This is a genomic window from Falsiroseomonas frigidaquae (assembly GCF_012163145.1).
Taxonomy (GTDB): Bacteria; Pseudomonadota; Alphaproteobacteria; order Acetobacterales; family Acetobacteraceae; genus Falsiroseomonas; species Falsiroseomonas frigidaquae.
In genome coordinates this window covers 162,932-180,243 of the sequence record NZ_JAAVTX010000006.1, presented here as the reverse complement: position 1 = coordinate 180,243, position 17,312 = coordinate 162,932, and the positions used below count along the sequence as shown (strand labels likewise).

Annotated in this window: 11 protein-coding genes; 5 read left to right on the top strand and 6 right to left on the bottom strand. The window is 71.9% G+C overall.

The annotated features are described in order from the left end of the window. The first annotated feature begins 152 nt into the window (after positions 1-152). Positions 153-1,364 (top strand): Na+/H+ antiporter NhaA, encoded by a 1,212-nt coding sequence (nhaA, locus tag HB662_RS20400; RefSeq protein WP_168052192.1) that lies wholly within the window; start codon positions 153-155, stop codon positions 1,362-1,364. A 187-nt stretch (positions 1,365-1,551) separates the two neighbouring features. On the opposite strand, the gene HB662_RS20395 is transcribed toward nhaA, so the two are convergent. After that, the gene (locus HB662_RS20395) at positions 1,552-5,862 is read right to left on the bottom strand and encodes an EAL domain-containing protein (RefSeq protein ID WP_168052190.1); all 4,311 of its coding nucleotides are present in this window, start codon (positions 5,860-5,862) and stop codon (positions 1,552-1,554) included. 240 nt (positions 5,863-6,102) lie between these two features. Further along, positions 6,103-7,842 (bottom strand): hybrid sensor histidine kinase/response regulator, encoded by a 1,740-nt coding sequence (locus tag HB662_RS20390; protein WP_168052188.1) that lies wholly within the window; start codon positions 7,840-7,842, stop codon positions 6,103-6,105. A gap of 242 nt (positions 7,843-8,084) precedes the next feature. Here HB662_RS20390 and HB662_RS20385 point away from each other — a divergent pair, with 242 nt between their 5' ends. From HB662_RS20385 to HB662_RS20370, 4 genes are all read left to right on the top strand, one after another. Then, positions 8,085-9,179, top strand: coding sequence for a glycosyltransferase family 2 protein (locus HB662_RS20385; RefSeq protein WP_342449552.1), 1,095 nt, complete (start codon positions 8,085-8,087; stop codon positions 9,177-9,179). Beyond that, positions 9,176-10,615 carry a glycosyltransferase family 39 protein gene (locus HB662_RS20380; RefSeq protein WP_168052186.1) on the top strand — a complete coding sequence of 480 codons (1,440 nt, stop codon included), beginning with the start codon at positions 9,176-9,178 and terminating at the stop codon, positions 10,613-10,615. Before HB662_RS20385 ends, HB662_RS20380 begins: the two co-directional genes overlap by 4 nt. Before the next feature lie 69 nt (positions 10,616-10,684). After that, the gene (gene msrP / locus HB662_RS20375) at positions 10,685-11,674 is read left to right on the top strand and encodes a protein-methionine-sulfoxide reductase catalytic subunit MsrP (RefSeq protein WP_168052184.1); all 990 of its coding nucleotides are present in this window, start codon (positions 10,685-10,687) and stop codon (positions 11,672-11,674) included. A gap of 77 nt (positions 11,675-11,751) precedes the next feature. After that, positions 11,752-11,928, top strand: a complete 177-nt coding sequence (locus HB662_RS20370) for a hypothetical protein (protein ID WP_168052182.1) — start codon at positions 11,752-11,754, stop codon at positions 11,926-11,928. Positions 11,929-11,946: 18 nt separating this feature from the next. Here HB662_RS20370 and HB662_RS20365 read toward each other — a convergent pair whose 3' ends face one another. The 4 genes from HB662_RS20365 to HB662_RS20350 all read right to left on the bottom strand — a co-directional run bounded on the left by HB662_RS20365 (position 11,947) and on the right by HB662_RS20350 (position 17,308). Further along, positions 11,947-13,692 carry a hybrid sensor histidine kinase/response regulator gene (locus HB662_RS20365; protein WP_168052180.1) on the bottom strand — a complete coding sequence of 582 codons (1,746 nt, stop codon included), beginning with the start codon at positions 13,690-13,692 and terminating at the stop codon, positions 11,947-11,949. Between the two features lie 78 nt (positions 13,693-13,770). Beyond that, positions 13,771-14,232, bottom strand: coding sequence for an NUDIX hydrolase (locus HB662_RS20360; protein ID WP_408871656.1), 462 nt, complete (start codon positions 14,230-14,232; stop codon positions 13,771-13,773). Next, positions 14,229-15,377, bottom strand: a complete 1,149-nt coding sequence (locus HB662_RS20355; RefSeq protein WP_168052178.1) for a DUF4340 domain-containing protein — start codon at positions 15,375-15,377, stop codon at positions 14,229-14,231. The genes HB662_RS20360 and HB662_RS20355 overlap by 4 nt, the downstream gene beginning before the upstream one ends. Continuing rightward, the gene (locus HB662_RS20350; RefSeq protein WP_168052176.1) at positions 15,374-17,308 is read right to left on the bottom strand and encodes a GldG family protein; all 1,935 of its coding nucleotides are present in this window, start codon (positions 17,306-17,308) and stop codon (positions 15,374-15,376) included. The genes HB662_RS20355 and HB662_RS20350 overlap by 4 nt, the downstream gene beginning before the upstream one ends. Between the last annotated feature and the right edge of the window lie 4 nt (positions 17,309-17,312).

Sequence of the window (17,312 nt, the reverse complement as noted above, 5' to 3'; positions counted from 1 at the left end):
AAGTCGCCCCGATAAACCGCATGCGCGCCGGTGGCCCGCATGCATCAGGGGCCGTTCTGCCCGGCGGCGCGCCGGGTGGAAGCAGCCGGCCGCCGGTCACACCTCCGGCAGGCCACGCCCGACCGCAAGCCAATCCGAGGGAAGCGCAATTGATGGCCGAGCCGACCACCTCCAGCCGCAAGCGGCCTTTTTCCATGCTGCGGACCTTCATGGCCAGCGAGGCGTCCGGCGGCCTGATCCTGATGGGCGCGGCGGTACTTGCGCTGATCGTCGCCAATTCGGCGCTCGCGCCGGCCTATTTCGGCGTGCTCTCCGCCTATCTCGGCCCGCTGTCGGTGCTGCACTGGATCAATGACGCGCTGATGGCGGTGTTCTTCCTGCTGGTCGGCCTCGAGATCAAGCGGGAGGTGATGGATGGCCAGCTTTCCACATGGTCGCGCCGCGCGCTGCCGGGCATCGCCGCCGTCGGCGGCATGATCGCGCCGGCGCTGATCTACCTGGCCTTCAACTACTCCAACCCTTCGGCGGTGCGCGGCTGGGCGATTCCGGCGGCCACCGACATCGCCTTCGCGCTCGGCGTGCTGTCGCTGCTCGGCTCCCGCGTGCCGACCTCGCTGAAGGTGTTCCTGACGGCGCTGGCGATCATCGACGACCTCGGCGCCGTCGCCATCATCGCGGTGTTCTACAGCGGCGCACTGTCGATGCTGGACCTGGGTCTGGCGGCGGCGGTGCTGGCCGGGCTGTACGCGATGAACCGGGCCGGGGTGCTGAAGCTCTGGGCGTATCTGCTGCTGGGCGCGGTGCTTTGGGTGCTGGTGCTGCGCTCCGGCGTGCACGCCACCGTGGCGGGCGTGCTGCTGGCCTTCACCATCCCGCTGAAGCCGGCCCCCGCCGCGCCGGACGACATGGCGCATTCACCGCTGCACAAGCTCGAGCACGGCCTGCATGGCTGGGTGGCCTTCCTGATCATCCCGATCTTCGGCTTCGCCAATGCCGGGGTGAGCTTCGAGGGCGTGACCCTGGCGACGCTGGGCAACAGCCTGACCCTCGGCGTCGCCATGGGCCTGCTGTTCGGCAAGCTGATCGGTGTGTTCGGCTTTGCCGCGCTGACCATCCGCATCGGCTGGGCGGAACTGCCGATGGGCGCCAGCTGGGTGCAGTTGCTCGGCATCGCCCTGCTCTGCGGCATCGGCTTCACCATGAGCCTGTTCATCGGCCTGCTCGCCTTCGCCAACGATCCGCTGCTGCAGGACCAGGTGAAGATCGGCATCCTGATGGGCTCGCTGATCGCCGGGCTGTCCGGCTGGCTGCTGCTGCGGCTGACGCCGCGCCGCGTTCCGGCGCCGCGCAGCGCGAAGGCCTGAGCCGGGCCGGCGGCGCCTCACCCCCCGGGTCGAGGCGCCGCGCCCTGAGGCGGAGGGGCCGCAGGCCGGCAGGCGGAGGGGCCAAGCCGCGAGGCGCGAGGCCCCGTACTTCAGGCGGAAGGTCGTGCCGCCCGGAATGCAGCCACAATCGGGCCGGCCGAAGCCGCCAGGCGGAACGGCGAAGGCGTCAGGCCCGCCGCTCCAGCGCCACCTCGGCTTCTCCATCGGCCGGGGCATCGCCCCGCCCGTGGCTGGAACCGGGACTGGCATCGGCTTGGGGACCGACGATGCGGGCCAGCGCCGCCTCCAGCGTCGCGACGCGGATTGGCTTCTCCACATGCCCGTCCATGCCCGCCTCGTGGCAGGCGGCGATGTCCTCGCGGAAGGCGCCGGCCGTTACGGCAAGGATCGGCACGCGGCCCATCGGGCCGGGCAGGGCGCGGATGCGGCGCGTGGCTTCCAGCCCATCCATGCCGGGCATCTGCACATCCATCAGCACCGCGTCGAAGCCTGCCGCCTCCCGCGCCACCGCTTCCACCGCCGCGGCGCCATCGGCCACGAGCTGGACGCTGTGGCCCACCGCCTCCAGCGTCGCGCGCAGCAGCAGGCGGTTCGCCGCGACATCATCCGCGGCCAGGATCCGCAGCCGCCGGCCATCCGGCCAGCCAGACGTCCCGCCGGCGGCATTGCCCGAGACTGCGCCTGGCGCAGCGTTGGCCACCGCGCCCCGCGCGGGCAGCATCAGCGGCATGGCCGCTGTCGGGCTGCTCGGAATGGCGGCCGATATAAGCACCGGGGCCGGCGGCTGCGGGACGGCCGGCTCACGCGTCGCCGCGGCCGGCAGCTCGAACCAGAACACGCTGCCCCGCCCGCCCGGACCTGATTCATACTCGATCTGCCCGCCCAGCAGCGCCGCAAAGCGGGCCGAGACGGCGAGGCCGAGGCCGGAGCCCGCCGCGCCGGTGCCGCGCGGGTCGTAGCGCACGAAATCCTGGAAGAGCCGCCCGCTGAGCATGGGCGAGACGCCCGGCCCGGTATCCGTCACCTCGAAGCGCAACCTGCCCTCCAGTGGCTTCGACAGGCGCAGCGTGACGCCGCCCAGGTCGGTGAACTTCACGGCGTTGCCCAACAGGTTCAGCAGCACCTGGCGCACCCGCGCCCGGTCCAGCAGCACGGCGCGCGGCACATCCGCCGCGACCTCGATGCGCAGCGCGAGGCCTTTCTGGTCGGCGCCGGGCCGCAGCAGATCGACGCAGGACCGCGCCAGTGCCGCCGCATCCGTAGCCTCCAGCCGTGGTGCCTCGGCGCGCCCTGCCTCGATGGTGCTGATCTCCAGCAGCCGGCCGACGACGCCGGCTAGATGTTCCCCGGCCTCCGCGATCGTCCGCACCTGCTCGCGATGATCGGGGCCCAGCGTGCGGTCGCGCAGCAGCAGCTGTGCCCAGCCGAGGATGCCGTTCAGCGGCGTCCGCAGTTCATGGCTCGCCGCGGACAGGAAGCGGGACTTCACCGCGCTGGCCGCACGCGCCGTCTCCAGCGCCGCGGCCAGGCGCGCGGCCATGTGGTCCAGCCGCTGCGCCAGGGCGGCGAGTTCCGGCGTCGCCACCTGCCGGTCCAGCCCGACCCGGGCGGACAGATCGCCATCCGCCAGCCGGTCCACGGTCTCGCCGAGCCGGCGGATCGGCCGCAGCACCATCACCTCGCCCAGCACCAGCACCAGCCCGAGCAGCACCAGCCCGCCCGCGCCGAGCAGCAGGTAGGACAGCATGCGCCGCTGGCGGACCGAGGCGAGCAATTCCTCCTCATCCACGGCGAGGATCACATGCAGTTCGCTGCCATCGACCGGGGCATGGGCGAAGATGCCCGCGACGCCTTCCAGCATCGGCGCGCGCAGCAGGCCCGGGCGCTGGGAGGACAGGGCGGCGCGGGTCGCGGCATGGGCGCTGGCATCGAGCCCGGGGCGCCATCCGGCCACCCGTGCCGGGTCGACGCCCGGCGCATGCACCGCCACCAGCCGCCCGGTACCGTCGATAACGCCGATGCGGAAGTTGCGCGGTGCGGCGGCGGTGATCACGCCGCGCAGCCATTCGGGGTCCAGCCCGGCGCTGAGCACGGCGGCCACCTGGCCATCCGGCCGCGTCACCGGCACCATCATGAACAGCATGGGCGGCCCGCCGAAGGTGGGCTGCACCAGGTTGGACAGCATTTCCTCGCCGGTCTGCATCACGCGCTGGAACTGCGCCCGGTCCGCCAGGCTCGACTCCGGCGAGTCGATGCTGTCGCAGATCAGCGTGCCATCGGTGCGGATCACGCTGAGGGCGCGCTGCCAGGGCGCGGTGGCGCCGATCTGGCGCAGCACCGTGCGGCAGGGCCCTGCATCCGCACCCGCATCGGTGTCCGCGTCGAAGGTATTGGAGACCTCCGGCACACGCGCCAGCGCGGTCAGCAGGGTGCGCGCCTGGGCGACCAGCCCCTCTACCTCCCGCACCCCGCGCTCCGCGGCCATGGCCGCCTCGGTTTCGGCGGCGACGATGCGGTCCTGGGTCTCGGTCTCGAACAGCCAAGCGGAGAAGGCGAGCATAGGCAGCATGGCCAGCACGGCGAAGCTTGCCCAACGCCGGCGCACGCCGCGGCCCCAGCGCTGCCGTGGCAGGTTGCGCGGCGTGGGGGCGGCGGGGGGCAGCTCCGGTCGCGGCGCCAGGCTCCAGGCCGGGGCGGACCCCGCGGCCGGCTGCTGCAGCGGCGGGTCCGGGCTGGGACGGCCGATCAGATAGCCCTGCACCAGTTCGCAGCCCTCGATGCGCAGGAAATCGAGCTGCGACTGCGTCTCCACCCCCTCCGCACAGGCCTTGATGCCGAGCCCGCGGCAAAGCTGCAGCACCGCGCGGATGACGCTGCGGGCACGTTCGCTTCCATCGATGTCGCGGATGAAGGACCGGTCGAGCTTCACCTTGTCCAGCGGCAGGGCGTGCAGGTAGCCGAGCGAGGAATAGCCGGTGCCGAAATCATCCAGCGCGACGCGCACGCCAAGCACGTGCAGTTCCTCGATCGTCACCGCCGCCGCGGCCTCGTCCTTGATCAGCGTGCCTTCGGTGACCTCCAGCTCCAGCCGGTCCGGCGCCAGGCCCGAATCGCGCAGCATGCTGGCGACCAGCCCGGCCAGCCCGCCGAGGTGGAAGCGGGAGGCGGAGACGTTCAGCGCCACCTTCAGCGGCTGCGGCCAGGCGGCGGCCTGCCGGCAACCCTCCCGCAGCACCCATTCATCCAGCATCCCGCCCAGGCCGCAGGCCTCCGCGATCGGCACGAAGACGGAGGGCGAAACCGGGCCGAAGCCCGGCCGGTCCCAGCGCAGCAAGGCCTCGCAGCTCGCCACCTGGCCGGTCGCGGTATCGGCCACCGGCTGCCATTCGAAGCGGAAGGCGCCATGTGCCAGCGCCGCGCGCAGATCCCGCTCCAGCGCCTGGCGGCCGGCGAGCTGGCCCTCCATCGCCGGGTCGAAGCGCATCTGCCGGCCGCGGCCCTGGTTCTTCGCGGCATACAGCGCATTATCCGCGCGCCGCAGCAGCGCATCCGCGTCCAGCCCATCCGCCGGCGCCAGCGCATAGCCGACGGAGGTGCGGATCGGCACCGGCTGGCCCTGGTATTCGAAGGGCGCGCTCAGCGCCTCGATCAGCCTGATCGCCAGAGCATCGGCCTCGGCATGCGTCACCGGGCCGGACAGGATCACCGCGAATTCGTCGCCGCCGAGGCGCGCCACCGTGTCGGAGGTGCGAACGGAGGCCGAGAGCCGCCGTGCCGCTTCCCGCAGCAGTGCATCGCCACCGGCATGGCCGAGCAGGTCGTTCACCGCCTTGAAGCGGTCGAGGTCCAGGCAGAACACCGCGAAGGCCTGTTCCTCCGGCCCCCGCGCCAGCTCGATGGCGGCGGCCAGGCGGTGCTCGAAAAGCGGGCGGTTGCCGAGGCCGGTCAGCGGGTCGCGCAGCGCGGCCGACTGGGCGGAATCCAGGCTGGTCCGCAACTCGATGGCGGCGGCGACGCCCTGGGCGATATCCGCCAGGGCGCGGGTCGCGGCGGCCGGCATCTGCCGGGGCTCGTGATCCACCACGCAGAGCGTGCCGAGCGCGAGGCCGGCCTGGTTGACGATCGGCGCACCGGCATAGAAGCGGATATGCGGCGGGCCGAAGACCACCGGATTGTCGGCGAATCGCGGGTCTTCCCGCGCATCCTCCACCACCATGACCTGGTGCGGCGTGAGGATGGCGTGGGCGCAGAAGGACAGGTCCCGCGGCGCCTCGCGCAGGTCCACGCCGACAGCCGCCTTGAGCCACTGGCGGTTCGCATCGATCAGGCTGACGAAGCCCATCGGCGCCCCGACGAGATGCGCGGCCAGCCGGGCGAACCCGTCGAACCGCGCCTCGGGAGGCGTGTCGAGGATGCCTGTGGCGTGCAGCGCCCGCAGGCGCTCAATCTCATTCGCGGGAAGTGCGGCGGGGGGCAAAGCGGCGTTCGCTTCCCTTTGGGGTGGCAACGATTAACCGTTAACAACTTCAGGTAGCATCAGACATTAAAGGTCGCTTCATTGGAAGGCAAATAGCCGCAATGTGCTGACGCCAGCTTAAGCGCGCCCGCAGCCACCGGGTTTCGTTTCGAGGAAGGGCGGCGGCGCGGCTTGGCCTGCTTGGCAGTCCACGAGCCTTCTGCGCGGCTCAGTTCGCAGGTCAAAGGCCGCCTGCGCGGCTCAGCTCGCAGGCAGGATCAGGTGCACCGCGGTGCCGCGGCCGGGCGTGCTATCCGCCAGCAGCGCCCCGTTGGCCCGGCGAAGAAAGGCGGCCACCATGGCCAGCCCGAGTCCCGTGCCGCGGCCAGGCGGCTTGGTGGTGAAGAAGGGCTCGCCGAGCCGGGCCAGTGCCTCCGGCGTCATGCCCATCCCGGCGTCGCGCACGGTGATGCGGAGGTAGCGGCCCGGCGCGAGCGAAGGCGCGCCGGCCGGGCGCGGCGGAATCTGCAGCCGGTGCGCCGTGATCCGCACCTCGCCGCCCTGCGGCATCGCATCCCGCGCATTGGCGGCGAGGTTGATCAGGGCGGTTTCCATCTCCGCCCGGTCCAGCCCGGGCGCACTCCGCAGCCCGGCCGGCACCTCGCACCGCACCCGGATGCCGGAGCCGAGCGTCGCATCCAGCAATTCCGAAAGCTCGCGCAGCGAGGCGCTGATATCGACCGCTTCCGCACCCTCCAGCATCTCCGGATTGGTGCGGCGCGTGGTGTCCAGCAGGCGGCGGGACAGGGCGGTGGCGCGGGTGGCGTGGCGCAGCAGGTGGTCGGCGACCTGCCGCACCCGATCGGTATCTTCCGCATAGCGCTGCAGCAGCCTGGCCGCGGCGCCCACGGATTGGGTGATATTGCCGAAATCATGCGCCAGCCCGCCGGCCAGCAGGCCCAGCGTCGCCTGGCGTTCCGCCGTGCGGGCGCGCGCCTCGGCCAGGCTGCGGCTTCGCATGCTGCGTTCCGCCTGCCAGATCGCCGCCAGCAGCACCGCCATGGACAGTAGCGCACCGACCAGCGGGCTGACCATGCGGCGCAGCCAGTCGCGAGTGAGCGCCTGCTGCGACAGGCCGTAGGCGATGCCGACATCATGCCGGATCAGTCGCCGCAAAGCCGTCATCCGCGGCACGCCATCGAAGGGGGAGGGGCCGTGCAGCACCTCCACTGGGCCACGCCGCAGTGCCCGAAGCATGTCGCCGGCGCTGCGCGGCAGGGCAGCGCCGACGGGTTCCGCCGGCGTCGGCACGGCGGCCAGCACCGCGCCATCCAGGCGGAACAGCGTGACCGCGTCCTGCGGCGATTCCAGGATGCTGAGATAGAAGGACACGAAGTTGCCGGGCCACAGCGAGGCCAGGATGGCGCCGCCGTCGCTGAGCCCATCCGGGCGCGGCCGTGCCCGCACCACGGGGAAGACCGGCGTGCCGCTGGCGACGGCGCGCACGACCTGCCCGACGAAAACCGTCTCAGGAATCGCGCTGCCCTCGCGCTGTGCCGCGACGTAGTCCCGGTGGGCGACATCGCGCGGCGGCGCACCGAAGGGCTGCTGGCTCGACATCACCAGAAGGCCGCCCGGCGCGATCAGCGCGATGCCGCCGGAATTGAGGTTCACCGAATCGAGCGCTCGCAGGAAGCCGTACAGGTTGGCGTCCTGCGGCACATCCTGCCACGCCACCCCCTGCATCCGGTGCTCGATGGCGGCGAGGGTGAGTTCCTGTGCGTCGAAGGCGCGCAGGGCGTGTTCGTGCAGCATTTCCGCCACGCGCTGCACCCGCGCCCGCGCCGTCTCCTCCACGGTCGCCTTGTTGCTGAAGCCGCTGGCGACGAGTGCCGCCATCGGCAGCAGGATCGCGGCGGCGCGCAGCAGCCACAAGCCGCCGCGCGGGAGATACGGCGCCTGGACGCCCTCGGGCTGCGGGTTCACCACGCCCGATGCCATGGCGGCGCGGCCTGCGACGCGCGAAGCATCACCCGCGCTAAGGGCGGCATGCGTTGCGAACCGGAAAGATCCACAGCTTCTTCATGATCTTCAGTCATCACATGCCGAAGCTGGTTGCGCCACCCTCGGATTGATGCGGATGCAGGCTGTCCGTCCGGGTTTGTAACCAACAAATCATGGCGCCACGTTGGAAATTCCGGGCGATGATTCCCAGGCGGGGGATACTGCTGTAGAGGCCCCGCGTGACCACGCCCCTGCCTGCCCGTCTGGCCGTCATCATCCCCGTCTTCCGGGAGGCCGCCAACGTCGCGCCCCTGGTCGCCAGGCTCGATGCCGCGCTGGCCGGCCTGGCGTGGGAGGCGGTGTTCGTCGACGATGACAGCCCGGACGGCACCGCCGCGGCGGCCCGCGCCATCGCGGCCACGGACCCGCGCATCCGCTGCATCCGCCGCATCGGACGGCGCGGCCTGGCTTCGGCCTGCACGGAGGGCATGCTCTCGGTCTCCGCCCCCTTCGTCGCCGTGATGGATGGCGACCTGCAGCATGACGAGGGCATCCTGCCGGCCATGCTGGCGGCGGTGGAGGGTGGCGCGGACATCGCCATCGGCAGCCGCCATGTCGCCGGCGGCGCCGCGGAGGGCGGCTTTTCCGCGGCCCGTGGCGCGCTGTCCGACGGCGGTGCGCGGCTGGCGCGGATGCTGCTGCCGGTGAAGGTGGCGGACCCGATGAGCGGCTTCTTCCTGCTGAAGCGCGACGTGGTGGAGGAGGTGGCGCCGCGGCTGGCGTCGCGCGGCTTCAAGATCCTGCTCGACATCCTGCTTTCGGCACGGCGCGCGCTGGTGGTGGCGGAAGTGCCCTACAGCTTCCGCTCCCGCCTGGCGGGGGAGAGCAAGCTGGATGCGACGGTGCTGCTGGAATTCGCCGGCCTGCTGCTGGACAAGGCGACCGGCGGTGCCGTGCCGCTGCGCTTCCTGGCCTTCGCCGCGGTGGGGGCGGTGGGGCTGCTGGTCCACATGGCGGCGCTCGCCCTGCTGGTCGGGCCGCTGGGCTTCGGCCCGGCCCAATGGGTGGCCACCTTCGTCGCGATGACCGCGAACTTCGTGCTGAACAACCGCATCACCTATCGCGACGCCAGGCTGCGCGGTCCGGCACTGTGGCGCGGGCTGGTCCTGTTCTACCTGGTCTGCGGCATCGGCGCCGCGGCCAATGTCGGCATCGCCGGGTTGCTGGTGCGCGACGGCGTGCTGGCCTGGGGCACCGCCGGGGCGGCCGGCGCGCTGATCACCGTGGTGTGGAACTACGCCGTCTCCTCCACCCTGGTCTGGCGCACCCGATGAGCGCGCTGTGGCTGCTGCTGGCCGTCACGGGGCTGCGGCTTGGGGTGGCCGCGCTGGTGCCGCTGGCGCCGGACGAGGCGTATTACTGGGTCTGGTCGCGCAGCCTGCAAGGCGGCTACCTGGACCACCCGCCGATGGTCGCCTGGTTCATCCGCATCGGCACCCTGCTGGCCGGCGAGAACGCCTTCGGCATCCGGCTGCTCGGCCCCCTGTCGATCGCCGTGGCCAGTGTGCTGCTGGCGCGGGCGGCGGATGCGCTGTTCCCGGAGAAGCGCCCCGGCCTGTGGGCGGCGGCGCTGTTTAACGCGACGCTGCTGGTCGGCGTCGGCGGCATATTGGTGACGCCCGACCTGCCGCTGCTGGTGTTCTGGACCGCCGCGATCTGGGCGCTGGCGCGGCTGCATGCCAGCCAGGATGGTCGCTGGTGGCTGGCCTTCGGGCTGCTGGCGGGGCTCGCGCTGTTCTCGAAATACACGGCCGTGCTGCTCGGCGCCGGCGTGGTGCTGTGGCTGCTGGCGTGCCGGGACGCCTGGCGCTGGTGGCGGGACTGGCGGCTCTATGCCGGCGGCCTGCTGGCCGGGCTGGTGTTCCTGCCGGTGGTGGCCTGGAACGCGAACAACGAATGGGCCTCCTTCGCCAAGCAGGGCGGCCGCGCCGGCGCCAATGAGGCGGGGTTCACGCTGCGCTACCTGGGTGAACTGCTCGGCGGGCAGTTCGGGCTGGCGACGCCGCTGGTCTTCATCCTGTGCGTCGCCGGCATCATCGGCGCGACGCGCGCCTGGTGGCGCGGCAGCGCCGCGGCGGGGCTGCTGGCGGCCCTGGTGCTGCCGGGGGTGGCGCTGTTCACCTGGCAGGCCACCGGCAGCCGCGTGCAGGGCAATTGGCCCGGCATCCTCTACCCTGCCGCCTGCATCGCCGCCGCCGCCTGCATCCCGCCGCGGCTGCTGTCCTGGCGCCGGCCGGCGGTGGGGCTCGGCCTGGTGCTGGCGCTGGCGGTCTATGTCCAGGCCGCCTTCGCCCCCCTGCCGCTGCCGCGCCGGCAGGATCCGACCCTGGCCCGGCTCGGCGGCTGGCCGGAACTGGCGGCCGTGGTGGAGGCGGAGCGCCGCGCCCAGGGCGCGCTGTTCGTGGCGGCGGAGGAGTACGGCCTGGCCGCGCAGCTCGCCCTGAACCTGCCGCCCGGGGTGCCGGTGGTGGCGCTGAATGCACGATGGGCACTTTTTAACCTGCCGCACCCCGTGCCCGGCGTAACCGGCCTGCTGGTGCAGAGCGAAAGACGTGACAGCGCGCCCGATTGGCCCGGAGCCCAGCCCATCGCGCGCGCCAAAGGGCCGCTGCTGCGCAGCCGGCGCGGGATCGAGGCGGAGCGCTATCGCGCCTTCCGTATCGAGACGCGACCGGACCTGCCGGACGCGGCCATCCTGCCGCGTCCTTGACGAAACAGGGTCGCGCTCGAAGCTTTATACAAGTTCGAAGCTCTACACAGGTTCAAGGCGGAGACGACCATGCTGATCAAGCGACCGCGCGGCTGGGAAATCCCTGAAAGCCAGGCGACCCCGGAACAGGCGGTGCTGGGACGCCGCGCCCTGATGGCCGCCGCCGGCGCCGGCGCGATGCTGGCGCCCACGGTGGCGAAGGCCCAGTTCTGGCGCCGCAGCGAACCGGCGGACCCCTGGACGCGGCTGCCCGCCACGGTGCCGGACCTGCCGCCCGCCATGCGCAACACCCGATACCAGCCCGGCCGCGACATCACGCCGGAGCGGGACCCGGTGACCTTCAACAACTTCTACGAATTCGGCAGCGACAAGGGCATCTGGACCACCGCGCTGAAGATGCCGACCCGGCCCTGGACCATCAAGGTGGATGGCATGGTCGAGAACCCCGGCGAATTCGACGTGGACGACATCATCCGCCGCATCGGCATCGAGGAGCGGGTCTATCGCCTGCGTTGCGTCGAGGCCTGGGGCATGACCGTGCCGTGGTCCGGCTTCCAGCTTTCCAAGCTGCTCGACATCGTGAAGCCGCAGGGCTCGGCGAAGTTCGTGCGCTTCGAGACGGCGAGCAAGCCGGAGGTGATGACCGGCCTGCGGCAATCCTGGTACCCCTGGCCGCATATCGAGGGCTGCACCATCGAGGAAGCGGGCAACGAGCTGACCTTCATGCCGGTCGGCCTGTTCGGCAAACCGCTGCCGCCGCAGAATGGCGGGCCGTTCCGCGTGGTCTTCCCGTGGAAGTATGGCTTCAAATCGGGCAAGTCGATCGCCCGCATCACGCTGACGGACCAGCGGCCGGTCTCCTTCTGGGAAACCCTGCAGGCCAGCGAATACGGCTTCTGGGCCAATGTGAATCCGGAAGTGCCGCATCCGCGCTGGAGCCAGGCGACGGAACGGCTGATCGGCAGCAACGAACGGGTGCCGACCCGGATGTTCAACGGCTATGGCGAGTTTGTCGCCGGCCTCTACACCAACCTGCAGGGCGAGAGGCTCTACGCCTGAAAACGCTCGGCATCCTGCTGCTGGCGGGCGGCGCCGCGCTGGCCGCCTGGTTCGGCCCGTGGACGCCGCTGGGGGCGGTGATATTCGGCATCTGGCCCGAATTCCTCAACACCCTGCAGGCCGGCGTGCAGCGCCGCATCCTGCCGGAGCTGTGGGACTGGGCCTTCCTGCCGGTGCTGGAGGCGCCGGCTTGGCTGGTGCCCGTGGTGCTGGGCGGGCTGCTGCTGCTGGCGGGGCTGGCCCGCCGGCGCTGAGGGCTTGAGGCCGGGCGATCAGTCCAGCACCGGCAGCCACATCTGCGCGGTGGTGCCCTTGCCCGGTTCGCTGTTGATCCGCAGCACGCCACCTGCCCGCTCGCAGAAGCCACGCACGGTGGCCAGGCCCAGCCCGGTGCCCTCGCCGGCCGGCTTGGTGGTGAAGAAGGGCTCGCCTAGCCGCGCCAGCACATCCGGCGGAATGCCGGCCCCGCTGTCGGAGACCGCGACCACCAGGTAGCGGCCAGGGCGCGGCCTGCCAGCCTCCTGTGCCTCCGTCACCGTCTCCGCCCAGGTGGCGATGGACACCACGCCGCCACCGGGCATCGCGTCCCGCGCATTGGCGGCCAGGTTCACCACCGCGGCCTCGAATCCCGGCCGGTCGCCGCGGGTCGCCGGCAGTGCGGCGGGCAGGGCGGCCTTCACGCGCCAGCCGCTGCCCAAGGTGCGGTTCAGCAGCTCCGCCAATTCCCGCAGGGCGCCCAGCGCATCCAGCGGGCCGTCGGGGCTGGCATCGCCGCCACGCGCAAAGGCGAGCATCCCTGCCACCAGCTTGCCGCCACGCGCCGCCGCATCCGCCAGCAGCCGGGCGCAGCGGCGCACCTCCGCCGGGTCGTCGGCGCGCTGGTCCATCAGCCTTGTGCCGCTGTGCACCGCCTGGACCAGGTTCTTCACATCATGCGCCAGCCCGGCGGCGAGCAGGCCGATGGCGGCGGCGCGGCTGGCTCCGGCAAGCTTCGCCTCTGCCTCCATCCGCCGTTCCGCGGCGCGTCGTTCCTGCTTCGCCCCGCGCGCGGCGAAGGCGGTCAGCGCCAGCAGCAGCACCGCCGCGCCGAGGCCGCTGGCCAGTGGTGCCATCATGCGCTGCCGCCATTCCGCCAGCAGCGCCGCCTCGTTCATGCCGTAGAGCACGGCGACCGGCCATTCGCCGACCTGCCGCGCCACGTAATGCCGCCGCATGCCGTCCGCGCCGATGATCGACGGTGCCAATCCGGCGCCGCCGGCGCTGGCCAGGGCGGTTTGCAGCCTGGCCGCGGCCTCGGAATCCGGGCCGCCCTGTCCAGCGGGCAGTGGCGGGTGGCGGGCCAGGAAGGCGCCGTCGAGGCGAGTCAGGGCGACGACATCGGCCGTCGTCTCCACCACCGAGGCATAGAAGGCGACCAGCGGTTCCGGGCTGAAGCTGGCGACCAGCGTGCCAGGTTCACCCTGGGCACCGGGGCGAGGCGGGGCGCGGCGGGCGACGCCGAAGGCCCGCCAGCCCATCGGTCGCGCCTCCAGCACCTCGCCCACCGTCTGCGCCGCGCCGGCGTGCAAATCGCGAATATAGCCGCGGTCGGAAAGGTCGGTGGCGCGGGCCGGATATTCGTAGGAAGCCGCCGCCACCCGTCCCGCCTCATCCGCCACCACCACCGCGCGGACCAGCGGCTGGCCGGCCGCGACCAGTTCCGTCAGCAATCCGTGCAGGGTGGCGTCGCGGCGGATCTCCTCCCAGCTCAACCCGGCAATGGCACGGGACAGTGCGGCGAGGATGGCTTCCTGCGTGGCGAAGGCGCGCAGCGCATGCTGGCGCAACATTTCCGTATTGCGATCCAGGCGCACGCGCGCGTCGTCCCTGACATCACGCCAGGACATGAGTGCGGTGCCGCCGACGCCGAGCGCCGGCAGCAGGACCGCCGCCACCCACAGCAACGCGAAGCCCCGCGCGTGGCGTGGTCGGCGCGCGACGGGCGGCGCGACGTGGTCAGACGGTAGTGTGATCCGCATCCATCACCAAGCTGACATGATCCGCCAACGGCGCCACTGCACGATCGCGACAGTGGCAGCCGCATGGGACCGTGTGCTTCATGCCACCGCTCGCTGCCGGGCCAAGGCGATGACGCGCAGCGCCTCCGGCCACAGGCCGAAGGGCTCCAGCGCATCCAGCCCGGCCCAGGCGACCTCCGTCACGTCACCGCCCGGGCGAGCCGTGCCGGACAGCCAGGCGCCGGCGAAATCGATGATGGTGTAGTGGAAGCGCGGGCCACGCCCTTCCTCCCCGGGCGTGATCGCATCGACCACGGCGAGCAGCTGGAGCGGCCCGGCCTCGACGCCCGCTTCCTCCAGCAATTCGCGGCGGGCGCAGGCCTCCGCCGTCTCGCCCAGGCGCTGGCCGCCACCGGGCAGCGACCATTCGCCAAGCCGCGGCGCGCGGCCGCGGCGGATCAGCAGCACGTCATTCCCCCGCAGCAGCACAACGCCGATGCCGACCCAGGGACGGGTGGGGTATTCGCGCGGATTGAGCCCGGCGGTGGCCAGGCCCGTCACTGGGGTGTGGCGGGCGATTCGGGAGCTGCCCCGGTTGTGCCTGGGGTACCGGTCCCCGGAGTAGCGGTCGCAGGAGCACCGGTCCCCGGAGTAGCGGGCTCGGATGCAGTGGGCTGGGCTGCATCGGTTTGCGCCGGTGCGGTGGCTTCCTGCTTCCGCAGATCCTCCAGCCGCGGCACGAAGGCCTTCTCCTTCCACTGGCCGAGCTGATAGGCCCAGCCCTGCCAGCGCGCATTCAGCCGCGCGGCTTCCTCATCGCCTTCCGCCGCCAGCGTCGCCCACAGCGTCTCGCCATCCTTATGCGCGGTGACCGTGATGCGGAGGTTGTCGGTCAGTTCGAAGCGACCCTCGCCAATCCGCTCGCCGGGAATTTCGGCGGCCTTGCGGACATCGAGAAACGTCAGGAATTCGAAGCCGCGCGCCACCTCGTCCAGGCTGATCTCGTCCAGCTCCGGCGTGGTTGTGGGCTCCAGCACGGCCAGCGGGGCGTCGGTGTCGGCACCGCGGCGCAGGATCAGCGGCGCCTCGCCCTGGCGCATCACCGTGGCGCCACGCACCCGGTCGCGGGGGATATTGGCGAGGTCGCGGTCGATCCACAGATTCGGGTCCGCATCCAGCGGCAGCCGGCCCTCGGCGAGCCAGGCCTGGGTTTCCTCCGGGCGCCGGACATAGACGGATTCCGGCACATTGCCCTGCACCCGCACCCGGCGCCGGCCGACCACCAGCTCCGCGATCACGCCGCCCTGCGCGTCCAGCAGGCGGAGCAGGGAGGATGTGGCGGCGGGGCGGGAGGGATCGTCCAGGCCGAGGCGGTCGAGCATCTCCGGGTTGGCGGTACGCGGCTCCGTCAGGCGCAGCTCCGTCAGGCCCACCAGCAGCTCCCGCACCCGTTCCGGGCGGACCGGATAGTCCGCCTTCGCCGGCAGCACCCAGGTATCGGCGGCATTGCGGCGCACCAGCAGCGTGCCGTCATGGCGCTTCACCTCGATCGTCGCCGCATTCGCCAGCCGTGGCGCCAGGCCCGGGAAGGCGAGGTCGCTGGCGGAGGTGGGGGGCGGGCTGGCGCGATCCGGCGTCAGCAGGATGGCGCCACCGACGGCCGCCGCCGCGGCACCGCCGAGGGCGAGAAGGGTGCGGCGCCTCATGCGCGTGCCCCCGCGCGGCGACGGTTCCGCATGATGCCGAGGCCGATGGCGAACAGCGTCAGCAGCGCCGGCACCAGGGCGATGTTGACGAGGCGCAGCCAGGTCTCCAGCCGCTCGATGTCCCGCCGCAGTTCGAGCTGAACCTGGCGGAGCTGCCCGCGGGTGCGGACGATCTCGGCGCGCGCCGCGTCGATCTCAGCGCGCTGCTCGGGCGTGATGACGGCGTTCGCCGGTGCGCCCTGGCCCCCCCCTTGGCGGAGTTCCCGCAGGCGGCGCTCGGTGGCTTCCAGGCGTTCGGTCAGGCCGCGCTCCGTCTGGCGGAACTGCGCCTCCGCATCACGGCGGATATCCTCCACCAGGGCGAAGGGCCGCAGCGATTCACCGCGGGACCGCAGCGAGACCAGCGCCTCGCCACCCGCCATGCTGTCGGCGAGGTTGATCAGGAAGGCGCCGTTGTCGCTGATCGGCGTCGCCACCTGCTGGCCGAAGAAATCCTGGGTGCGGACCCAGAACCGGTCCTCCAGGATGTCAGCGTCGTTGCCGACGATCAGGTTGGCCGGACCCTCGGTGCTGGCACGGTGCGCGGGGAAGTCGGCCGGGCGCTCGGCGCCCTCGGGCGGCGGGGGCGCCGCCTCGAAGGCGGAGGTCAGCGCGCCGCGCACCCGTGCGACGATCACATGCGTGGCGTCATCCGGCTCGAAGGCGGCCAGCAGGCGGGCCGGGCTGGGGTCGGTGCGAACCGCGGTCGCATCGACCAGCATGGACCGCGCGCTGCTGGTGACCAGCGGGGTGAATTCCACGCTGGAACCCTCGCGCCGGCGCACCTCGCCGGCGGAGGCGACGGTGACCTGCTGCAGTTCGGCGGTGGCGACCTCCGTGCGGTTCAGCCCCTCGGTCGGCACGTTGTACCAGGCGACGTAGTCCACCGCCTGCACCCGGTCCCGTGGATCGGCCCGCACGCGCCAGGCGCCGCGCAGGTCCAGCACCACCTTGTCCGAAGGCGCCTCGACGCCCCAGGCATTCAGCAGCCGCGACAGGGAGGAGGAGGTATCGCTCGGCGGCCGCTGCCCGGGGGCGGGGCGGGAGGCCTGGCTTTCGCTGTGCGGGTCGGTCAGCGCGATCAGCCGGCCGCCGCGCATGACGAACTGGTCGATCGCGTACAGCGTGGCATCCGACAGGTTCTGCGCATGCGCGACCAGCAGCACCTGCACATCCGGCTCGATCACCTGCGCGTCGATGGCGACGTCGCGCACGGTGTAGAAGTTGCGGATCTGGTTCATCACCACATAGGGCTGACCCACCCCCGGCTGGCGCATCATCATCGCCCGCGGGTCGCCGTTCAGCGGCAGGGAGGAGATCACGCCGAGCACCGGGCGGGTCGGGTTCGACAGCTCCCACACCATGCGGGTCAGGTCGTATTCCAGGAAACGCTCGCGGTCCGGCTGGAAGAACGGGATGGTCCGCTCGTCATCCAGCAGGTTCACGCCGGCCAGGCCGAAATAGACCTGCTCGCCGGACTGATCCACCGGCACGCCCTGGATGCCGAGCGCCATGGCGCGGTCCTCGGTCTCGGAGAAGGGCTCCGGGTCGTAGAATTCCAGGCGGACCTTGCCATCGGAAACCGCCGCGTATTCCTCCAGCATGGCGCGCACGCGCTCGGCATAGGCGCCATAGAGCGGGATCGCGGCGCCGAGGCGGCGGGAATAGAACACCCGGAAGGTGATCGGGTCATCCAACCCCTGCAGCACCTGACGGGTACCGTCGGACAGCGTGTAGAGGCGGTTCTGCGTCAGGTCGATGCGGGCGCGGGACAGCAGCCGGTCGGCCAGCATGTTGACGCCGACCAGCAGCACGGCGGCCAGCGCAAGCGCCAGCAGGGCCGAAAGGCCGCGCTTGCCCTGGGGCTTTGCGGGACTGAGGGAAATGCTCATGAGG